Here is a 9505-nt window from a genome sequence, read left to right as displayed (position 1 = left end):
GTCGTGGGGAGCGGGGCGTCCGAGGGGACGGTCCCGGGAACCTGTTCGACGGTCTCGGGCGTCTGTACGACGTCCCCGGCCGGGGTGGGGTCGGCCGTCGGGGTCGAGCCGGCCGTGGCGTCGAACGCCTCGGGCGCGAGGACGAGCGGCATGCGGTACGACAGCGGTTCGGCGGCGCCGGCGGGGGACGGGACGCCCTTGACGGTGCCGTCGGGGTCGAGGAAGGCCGGGTCGCCGCCGGGCACCATGCCGAGTTCACGGGCGCGTCGCACCAGGGCGTCGGGCGCGGAGTAGGCGTCGATGTCCCGTTGCAGGGCCTGCTGCTCGTCGGTGAGGCTCTTGGTGTCCTTCTGGAGGTCGGCCAGCTTGAACGACCCCTCGCTCACCGCGGAGTTCAGCACCAGCAGCCCGATGAGACCGCCGCCGAGCAGGAGGACCACGAGGAGCACGAAGGGGGTGCGTGCCGCCTGTCCGGGGCTCGCCGTGCCGGGGAGGAGACGCGCGAGCCGGGCCGCCCTCCCCCTCAGTTCGGGTTTCCTGCTCACACACCCTCCAGTGAGTCCGGTTTCCCCACCCACGGACGCGGCTCACGCGCCTCACGCATCATTCGACGGACTCCCTGATTCGCTCGGCGCCTCTGCAACGCGCCGGTGCCGCCCGCCGGTTCTCGGCGATCTCTTCCTCGGTGGGAAGTTCGGCACCGCGCGTGAGCAGCTTGAGCCGCGGCTGGTACTGCTCGGGGACGACGGGCAGTCCGGGCGGGGCGGTGCTGGTGGCGCCGGCCGCGAAGACCTGCTTGACCAGCCGGTCCTCCAGCGAGTGGTACGACAGCACGACGATCCGGCCGCCCACCGCGAGTGCCTCGACCGCGGCCGGGATCGCCCGCTCCAGGACGGAGAGTTCGCCGTTGACCTCGATGCGCAGCGCCTGGAAGGTGCGCTTGGCGGGGTTGCCGCCGGTGCGCTTGGCGGCCTGCGGCAGGGAGTCCCGGATCAGCTCGACGAGCCGCGCGCTGTTGGCGAACGGCTCCTTCTCGCGCTCGCGCACGATAGCGGACACGATCCGCTTGGCCTGCTTCTCCTCGCCGTAGGCCCGGAGGATCCGGACGAGTTCGCCCGCCGGGTAGGTGTTGAGGACCTCGGCCGCGCTCATGCCGGTCGTCTGGTCCATGCGCATGTCGAGGGGGGCGTCCTGGGCGTAGGCGAAGCCGCGGTCGGCCTCGTCGAGCTGCATGGAGGAGACACCGAGGTCGAAGAGGACGCCCTGCACGCGCGCGATGCCGAGCCTGTCGAGGACGTCCGGGAGCTCGTCGTAGACGGCGTGGACCAGGGTGGCGCGCTCACCGAAGGGCGCGAGCCGCTCTCCGGACAGGCGCAGGGCCTCCTTGTCGCGGTCGAGGGCGACGAGCCGGGCCTCCGGGAACCGCTGGAGCAGGGCCTCGCTGTGGCCGCCGAGACCGAGCGTGCAGTCGACGACCACCGATCCGGGCCGCTCGAGCGCGGGGGCCAACAGGTCCAGGCACCGCTGGAGCATCACCGGGACGTGTCGACTCTGGCTCAAGGGGCCCTCTCAGGTCCGGCGCGGGCCGTACGCACCGCCGGGTCCCCGCCCTCCCCCAGCAAGCTGGGGGACCCCCAGTGAAGAGGAGGCCTGCCGGCGCCGGAAGCGTCAGCCGACCGGGAGCGGGAGGAGGCCGAGCCGTACGTACGCGCCGCGCACGTGGGGAGACCGTCCGGGCGCGAGCCGGGGCCTCCGGAAAATGTCAGCAGGGAAGCCTCGCCTCCCGCTTCGCGTCACTTTAGTCCACGGTGTCTCGCGGTCAATCAACCGGCCTGCGCGTCGCGCAGCGGCGGGAAGCCGACGCTCGAAATGGACCGAAAACACTCGTTCGGGCGCACCCGGTCCTCTTGTGGGGTACCTCACACACAGGACGTGATGACACTCTTTTTCCCCTCTCACGGCAGGACCGCGGCGCCGGTGACCAGTAACGTCATGGTTATGACGACTTCCGCATCCGTTCCCACCGAAGGCGCCATATCCCGCGACGGCGGTGTCACCGACCGCCTGGTCAACGCCAACCAGCGGTACGCCGCCGCGTTCACCGACCCCGGGATGGACGCCCGCCCCGTCCTGCACGTCGCCGTCGTGGCCTGCATGGACGCCCGTCTCGACCTGCACGCCGCGCTCGGTCTCGAGCTCGGCGACTGCCACACCATCCGCAACGCGGGCGGCGTGGTCACCGACGACGTGATCCGCTCCCTCACGATCAGCCAGCGCAAGCTCGGCACCCGCAGCATCGTCCTCATCCACCACACGGGCTGCGGCCTGGAGGCGATCACCGAGGACTTCCGCACCGAACTGGAGATGGAGGTCGGCCAGCGCCCCGCGTGGGCCGTGGAGGCCTTCCGCGACGTCGACCAGGACGTACGGCAGTCCATGCAGCGGGTGCGCACCTCGCCCTTCCTGCTGCACACCGACGACGTCCGCGGGTTCGTGTTCGACGTGAAGACGGGCCTGCTGCGCGAGGTCGACCCGGCGTAAGGATCCGCCGCAGCTGTCGTTTCGCTGTTGATTTCGGCCCTCGGGGTACCCAAAACACCGCAAGGCCCGACATAGTGCAGCCAGTTGTCCACAGTCGAGTGACACGAAACGGTAACGGCAGCAAGAATGCGGGTGGGGCGTCACGCGGAACTTTTCACGCGTGGTGTCCGTGATTCGGGGTGGGCCGGTTACGCATCACAGAGCGTCGGCCCGGAAAGTTTCGGGCCGAGGAGGGCCGGGTGACCACCTATGACGATCGAGCGAGCCTCACTGATCTGACCGCCGTTGTCGAGCGGGTACGCAGTTCGGTGGAGGGCGTGATCGAGGGGAAGCCCGAGGTCGTCCGGCTTTCGCTGACCGTGCTGCTCGCCGAGGGACATCTTCTGATCGAGGATGTCCCCGGCGTCGGCAAGACCATGCTGGCCAAGGCGCTGGCGCGGTCCATCGACTGCTCGGTGCGCCGCATCCAGTTCACACCCGACCTGCTGCCCTCGGACATCACGGGCGTGTCCATCTGGGACCAGCAGCGCCGGGACTTCGAGTTCAAGCCGGGTGCGATCTTCGCCCAGATCGTGATCGGCGACGAGATCAACCGTGCCTCGCCGAAGACCCAGTCCGCGCTCCTGGAGTCGATGGAGGAGCGCCAGGTCACCATCGACGGGCAGACCTACGAGCTGCCCAGCCCGTTCATGGTGGTCGCCACGCAGAACCCGGTCGAGATGGAGGGCACCTACCCGCTGCCCGAGGCCCAGCGCGACCGCTTCATGGCCCGGGTCTCGGTGGGCTACCCGAGCGCCGAGGCCGAGCTCCAGATGCTCGACATCCACGGCGGGGTGAGCCCTCTGGAGGATCTCCAGCCGGTGGCCCACGCGCACGACATCGTGAAGCTCATCGAGGCCGTCCGCGGCGTCCACGTCGCCGAGACGGTCCGGCGGTACGCCGTCGACCTGGTCGCCGCCACGCGCACCCACCCCGACCTCAGACTCGGGGCCTCCCCGCGCGCGACCCTGCACCTGCTGCGCGCCGCCAAGGCCTCCGCCGCCCTCAGCGGCCGCGAGTTCGCGCTGCCGGACGACATCCAGGCGCTCGCCGTGGCCGTCCTCGCGCACCGTCTGCTGCCCACCGCCCAGGCGCAGCTCAACCGCCGTACCGCGGAACAGGTCGTGCAGGAGATCCTCCAGCGCACCCCGGTCCCCGCCGCGCCCCAGCAGGGCGGCCTCGGGATCGGCCGCACCGCGCCCGCGTACCCGCAGCAGCCGCCGCGGAGCCTGTGATGTCCGGCGGGGTGCCCTCGGCCGGCGGCCCCGAGGCCGACCGGGGCGACAAGGGCGGGATCCGCACGGCACTGGCCGGTCTGACCACCAGGGGCCGCTCCTTCTTCGCCGCGGGCATCGCCGCGGCCGTCTGCGCCTACGTCCTCGGCCAGTCCGACCTGCTGCGCGTCGGCCTCCTGCTGGCCGCGCTGCCCCTGGTGTGCGCCACCGTCCTCTACCGCACCCGCTACCGGGTCGCGGGCAGCCGCAGGCTCTCCCCCGCGCGCGTGCCCGCCGGCAGCGAGGCCCGCGTCCACCTGCGGATGGACAACGTCTCCCGCCTGCCCACCGGCCTGCTGATGCTCCAGGACCGGGTCCCCTACGTCCTCGGCCCGCGCCCCCGCTTCGTGCTCGACCGCGTGGAGCCGGGCGGCCGCCGCGAGGTCTCCTACCGGGTCCGCTCCGACCTGCGCGGCCGCTACCCCCTGGGTCCGCTCCAGCTCCGCCTGACCGACCCGTTCGGCATGTGCGAGCTGACCCGCTCCTTCTCGACGTACGACACCCTGACCGTGATCCCGCGCGTGGAGGCGCTGCCCCCGGTGCGGCTGAGCGGCGAGGCCAAGGGCTACGGCGAAGGGCGCCAGCGCTCGCTGGCCCTGGCCGGCGAGGACGACGTCATCCCGCGCGGCTACCGCTACGGCGACGACCTGCGCCGGGTCCACTGGCGCTCCACCGCCCGCTACGGCGAGCTGATGGTCCGCCGCGAGGAGCAGCCCCAGCGCGCCCGCTGCACGGTGCTCCTGGACACCCGGAGCCTAGCCTTCGCGGGCGCGGGCCCGGACTCGGCCTTCGAGTGGGCCGTCTCGGGCGCCGCCTCCGTCCTGGTCCACATGCTGGAACGGGGCTTCTCCGTGAGGCTGCTGACGGACACCGGCAACTCCGTGCCCGGTGAGGGCGCCGACGGCTTCGCCGGGGCGAGCCAGGGGACGGCGGACGCGGCCGGGCTGATGATGGACACGCTCGCGGTGATCGACCACTCCGACGGCACGGGCCTGTCGCACGCCTACGACGTGCTGCGCCGCGGGAACGAGGGACTGCTGGTGGCCTTCTTCGGCGACCTCGACGAGGAGCAGGCCACGGTGGTCGCCAAGATGCGCCGGCGCAGCGGGGGCGCGCTCGCGTTCGTCCTCGACAGCGAGCTCTGGGTAAGGGAACCCACCGACGTGCCCGGCGCGCTGGAGGAGCGCGAGGAAAGGCTGCGGATGCTCCGCGAGGCGGGCTGGACGGCACTGGGCGTGCCGCGGGGCGCCTCGCTGGAGGCGCTGTGGCGTCTCGCGGACCGCGAGCGCACGGGCGTCGGTACGGCCGGGGAGGCATCGTGATGAGCGGCCGCGGACGACTGGCGCTGTGCGCCTGGGCGGCCACGCTGATGGCCGCGTGCGCCCTGCTGCCCCTGGTGGAGCCGGTCACCTGGATCGTGCAGGTCGCCTTCCTGCTCGGGGTGCAGACGGTGGTGGGTGCGGCGACCCGGCGGATCCCGCTGGCCCGTCCGCTGACGGTGGCGGTCCAGGCGCTCGTCACGCTGATGATGCTGACCCTGATCTTCGCCCGCGACCAGGCCTTCCTGGGGCTGGTCCCCGGCCCGGGCGCCGTCGTGCACTTCGGGGACCTGCTCCGGCAGGGCGGCGACGACATCGCGCGGTACGCGATCCCGGCGCCCCTGGCTTCCGAGGGCATCAAGCTGATGGTCTTCGGCGGTGTGCTGATCGTCGGACTCGTCGTGGACACCCTCGCGGTGACCTTCCGCAGCGCGGCCCCGGCGGGTCTGCCGCTGCTCGCGCTGTACTCCGTCGCCGCGGGGCTGTCGGAGGGCCACGGCGACTGGTTCTGGTTCCTGGTCGCAGCGATCGGCTATCTGATGCTGCTGCTGGCCGAGGGGCGTGACCGGCTCTCGCAGTGGGGCCGGGTCTTCGGCGGGGCGCCACGCTCCCCGGGCGCCGACTCCGGCCCGGTGGCGCCGGTGCGCACCGGCCGCCGGATCGGGGTGGCGAGCCTCGGCATCGCCCTCGTGGTGTCGGCCGGCCTGCCCTCGATGAACGGCGGCCTCCTGGACGCCACCGGGGCGGGCGTGGGCGCCGGCAACGGCAGCGGGGGCACGATCTCCGCGGTGAACCCGCTGCTCTCGCTGCGCGACAGCCTGAACGTCGACGAGGACCGCCAGGTCCTGTCCGTGCGCACGCAGAGCAACGACACCGCCGACCTGTACCTGCGGATCGTCTCCCTGGACGACTTCGACGGCCGGACCTGGAAGCCGTCCAAGCGGTCCATCGGCGCTGTGCCCAAGGACTTCCCGACCCCGATCGGCCTCGGCTCCGACGTGCGGCGCACCGAGGTGGAGACGACCATCTCGGCGGCGAACTGGTACGAGCAGAGCTATCTGCCCATGCCGTACCCGCCCAGTGGGGTCCAGGTCCGCGGCAACTGGCGCTACGAACCCGAGGGCATGGCGCTCGTCGGCGACCACGGGCAGAACACGCGCGGGCTGACGTACGACGTCAAGAGCCTGGACGTGGAGCCGACGGCCGAGCAGCTCGCCGCGGCACCGGCCCCGCCCCCGGCCATCGAGCGCGAGTACACCGACCTGCCCGACTCGCTGCCGGCGGTGGTGGCCAAGACGGCCCGTGAGGTCACCGCGGGCGCGCAGAACCCCTACGAGCAGGCGGTCGACCTCCAGGACTACTTCGCGATCAACGGCGGCTTCGAGTACGACACCCAGGTGGAGGTCGGCGACGGGCCCAACGCCATCGCCAACTTCCTGCGGGACAAGCAGGGCTTCTGCGTCCACTTCTCCTTCGCCATGGCGGCGATGGCCCGCTCCCTGGGCATTCCGGCCCGCGTCGCGGTGGGCTTCGCGCCGGGCACCCCGCAGGCGGACGGCTCGGTGTCGGTGGGGCTCAAGGACGCCCACGCCTGGCCCGAGCTGTACTTCGAGGGGGTGGGATGGACCCGCTTCGAGCCCACCCCGACCCGGGGCACGGTTCCCCCGTACACCATCCCGGACGCCGGCGGCAGTGTGGACCCCGGTGTGGCGCGGCCCTCCGCGGGCACGTCCACGGCTCCGTCCGCCTCGCCTTCCGCGAGCGAGAGCTGCTCGCCGCAGTTGCGGAAGCTGGAGGCGTGCGACAGCGCGTCCCCGGCGGCCGCCGCGGCCAAGGGCGGCGGTGGACCCTGGTGGGCCGTACAGGGCTCCTGGTGGTATCTGAAGCTGTTGTTCTGGCTGCTCGTCGGGGTGGCCGTGCTCGCGGTCCCCCTGGCGCCGATGCTGTGGCGGCTGCGGACCCGTTCGGTACGTCTGGGCGGGCACGGCCGCAGTGACGCGGACGCCGTCGCCCACACCCTGGCGGTCTGGCAGGAGCTGACCGACACGGCGTGGGACTTCGGGATCCCGCCGGACGACTCGCAGACCCCGCGCAAGGCGGCCGCGCGGATCGTACGGCTCGGGCACCTCGATGCGGCGGTCGCGGCCTCGGTGCACCGGGTGGCGGACGCCGTGGAGCAGGTGCTCTACGCCCCGCGGCCCCGGCTGACGGCCGGCCTCGTGCAGGACGTCCACCGGGTGATCGGCGGGCTGCGCGGTTCGGTCAGCCGGACCACGCGGGTGCGTGCGCTGATCGCCCCGCGTTCCACCGCGCGGGCGGTGTGGGCGGTCTCGGAGTGGTGGGCGGGGGTCAGGACCCGCGTGGCGGCGGCCCGGCCGACGCTGCGCAAGCCGTCCGGTCAGGAAGGCTGAAAGGCGCCGCCCCGGCAAGCGGTGGCGGCTCGAGGACATACGTGAGGGGGTGAGCACCCGACTGGGTGCTCACCCCCTCAGAACGTCTGTAGGAGCTGCGCTGCTACTGTCCGCCCTGCTCGTCGCGGCGCTTCTGCCAGCGCTGCTCGATCCGGTCCATCATCGAGCGCTTCTGGCGTCCCTGGCGACGGGCGTGCGGGGCGCCTGCGGCGGGCTGCTCGCCCGGCTTGGGGGCCTTGCGCCAGCCGGTCACGGCGAGCACCGCGCACCCCAGCATGACGAGGAAGCCCACCACGCTGAGCCACACCTGCTTGGCGACCATACCGGCCATGAGGAGCGCGATACCCACGAGGAAGCCGGCGACCGCCTGGTAGACCCGCCGCCGGGTGTACGTACGCAGCCCGCTTCCCTCGAGCGCCGACGCGAACTTGGGATCTTCGGCGTACAGCGCTCGCTCCATCTGCTCGAGCATGCGCTGCTCGTGCTCCGAGAGCGGCACGGAGTCCTCCTCATCGTGCAGTCGCCGGGGCGACTCGGGGGGTCCCTTCAGGATAGGCAGGGAATCGCCCCCGTGAAACCCGCCCCTCTGCGCCAATTGGCCAACCGGATTCCGCCATGAACGCTCCGGCTGCTGAATCTTGTCATTCCCCAGCGGCCGTCCCGTCATGCCGGGCGGTCTCCCTCGATCATACGGCGCTGAAGGCGCGATCGGGGGGCCTGTGGCGTACTCCATGTGCCGTCAAGTCCCTGATCAGCACTCCGGCACAGGAGGCGGCTCAGGCCCCTGCGGTCTCTCGGGTCTCACCCAGCACATGGAGCTGTGTGGCCACGGAGTGGAAGGCGGCGAGCTCGGCCGCCGCCTCCTCCAGCTTCAGCAGGGCTTCCAGGGCGCCGGGCTCGGTGTCCACGAGCACGCCGGGCACGAGGTCGGCGAAGACCCGTACGCCGTGCACGGCGCCCACGGTGAGACCCGCACCCTCGACGAGCGCGGTGAGCTGGTCGGCGGTGAAGCGGCGCGGGACGGGGTCGCCGTCGCCCCAGCGGCCGTTCGGGTCGTCGAGGGCCTGCCGGGCCTCCTTGAAGTGGCCGGCGAGGGCCCGTGCGAGCACGGCACCGCCGAGACCGGCGGCGAGCAGGCTGAGGACGCCCTCGGGGCGCAGGGCGGCCACCACGTTGCGCACGCCCTCGGCCGGGTCGTCGACGTACTCCAGGACGCCGTGGCACAGCACCACGTCGTAGGCGCCGCGCTCGGCCACCTCGAAGAGGCCGTGGGCGTCCCCCTGGACGCCCCGCACCCGGTCGGCGACGCCGGCCTCGGCGGCACGGCGCTCCAGGGCGAACAGCGCGTTGGGGCTGGGGTCGACGACGGTGACCTGGTGGCCGAGGCGGGCCACGGGCACCGCGAAGTTGCCGCTGCCGCCTCCGGTGTCGAGGACGTCCAGCGCCTGGCGTCCCGTGGCCTTGACCCGGCGGTCGAGGGCGTCCTGGAGGACCTCCCAGACCACGGCGGTACGGAGGGAGGCGCGGGGTCGCAGCGGGTCCGACACGACAGTTGACTCCTCGGCGCGGCACCGCCTGTTGCACGGCGGAGCGATCGGGGCGCGTCCCCGGCCCGGGGGCGCGGACGGGGAAGCTTCAGGCGCTCCCCACCCTATTGCCTCCGAGGCCACGGCCGGTCATCGCGGTGCGCCGGCCACGGGCGGGGTCCTGGAGCGAGGCGGCTGGGGCGGGCCGGGGCGGCGACGCCTTCGACCGGCTGGGGCGGACGGGGGCGGCGACCTCGCAGAACCGCCTTGCTCGGACGGGTCGCCGTGTTCCCTGCCGAGGCGTCTAAGCCCATTTCAGGGTGCCTCGCGCGAACCGGTCCCCGTGTCCCTTCCGTCGGGTCCCTTCCGTCGGGTCCCTTCCGTCGGGTCCCTTC

At 72.6% G+C, this 9505-nt stretch carries 8 protein-coding genes; 4 read left to right on the top strand and 4 right to left on the bottom strand.

All coding sequences use genetic code 11. The annotated features are described in order from the left end of the window. Both AOJ26_RS05225 and rsmH read right to left on the bottom strand, forming a co-directional pair. The coding region (locus AOJ26_RS05225) for a septum formation initiator family protein (RefSeq protein WP_053846978.1) at positions 1-545 on the bottom strand (545 nt) is incomplete at its 3' end. Positions 546-603: 58 nt separating this feature from the next. Beyond that, positions 604-1560, bottom strand: a complete 957-nt coding sequence (gene rsmH / locus AOJ26_RS05220) for a 16S rRNA (cytosine(1402)-N(4))-methyltransferase RsmH (RefSeq protein WP_078959748.1) — start codon at positions 1558-1560, stop codon at positions 604-606. 375 nt (positions 1561-1935) lie between these two features. On the opposite strand from rsmH, the gene AOJ26_RS05215 reads away from it, so the two are divergent. From AOJ26_RS05215 to AOJ26_RS05200, 4 genes are all read left to right on the top strand, one after another. Then, entirely contained in the window at positions 1936-2541 is a 606-nt protein-coding gene (locus tag AOJ26_RS05215) for a beta-class carbonic anhydrase (protein ID WP_078959747.1), read from the top strand. A 239-nt stretch (positions 2542-2780) separates the two neighbouring features. Continuing rightward, positions 2781-3815, top strand: coding sequence for an AAA family ATPase (locus AOJ26_RS05210; protein WP_053846975.1), 1035 nt, complete (start codon positions 2781-2783; stop codon positions 3813-3815). Beyond that, entirely contained in the window at positions 3815-5176 is a 1362-nt protein-coding gene (locus tag AOJ26_RS05205) for a DUF58 domain-containing protein (protein WP_053846974.1), read from the top strand. Before AOJ26_RS05210 ends, AOJ26_RS05205 begins: the two co-directional genes overlap by 1 nt. Continuing rightward, positions 5176-7584 carry a transglutaminase TgpA family protein gene (locus AOJ26_RS05200; RefSeq protein WP_053846973.1) on the top strand — a complete coding sequence of 803 codons (2409 nt, stop codon included), beginning with the start codon at positions 5176-5178 and terminating at the stop codon, positions 7582-7584. Before AOJ26_RS05205 ends, AOJ26_RS05200 begins: the two co-directional genes overlap by 1 nt. A 103-nt stretch (positions 7585-7687) precedes the next feature. Here AOJ26_RS05200 and AOJ26_RS05195 read toward each other — a convergent pair whose 3' ends face one another. Together AOJ26_RS05195 and AOJ26_RS05190 are read right to left on the bottom strand one after the other, a co-directional pair. Next, complete coding sequence (locus AOJ26_RS05195; RefSeq protein ID WP_053846972.1) at positions 7688-8083, bottom strand: DUF3040 domain-containing protein; 396 nt, start codon at positions 8081-8083, stop codon at positions 7688-7690. Positions 8084-8360: 277 nt separating this feature from the next. Then, the gene (locus AOJ26_RS05190; protein WP_053846971.1) at positions 8361-9131 is read right to left on the bottom strand and encodes a methyltransferase; all 771 of its coding nucleotides are present in this window, start codon (positions 9129-9131) and stop codon (positions 8361-8363) included. Positions 9132-9505 lie beyond the last annotated feature (374 nt).

This window comes from Streptomyces sp. NRRL B-24085 (assembly GCF_001282115.1).
In the GTDB taxonomy this organism is placed as follows: domain Bacteria; phylum Actinomycetota; class Actinomycetes; order Streptomycetales; family Streptomycetaceae; genus Streptomyces.
This window is presented reverse-complemented; position numbering and strand designations above follow the sequence as displayed.

Coding starts and splice junctions, on each gene's coding strand:
- AOJ26_RS05205 (WP_053846974.1), top strand. CDS start 3,815: ATGTCCGGCGGGGTGCCCTCGGCCGGCGGCCCCGAGGCCGACCGGGGC.
- AOJ26_RS05215 (WP_078959747.1), top strand. CDS start 1,936: ATGACACTCTTTTTCCCCTCTCACGGCAGGACCGCGGCGCCGGTGACC.
- AOJ26_RS05200 (WP_053846973.1), top strand. CDS start 5,176: ATGAGCGGCCGCGGACGACTGGCGCTGTGCGCCTGGGCGGCCACGCTG.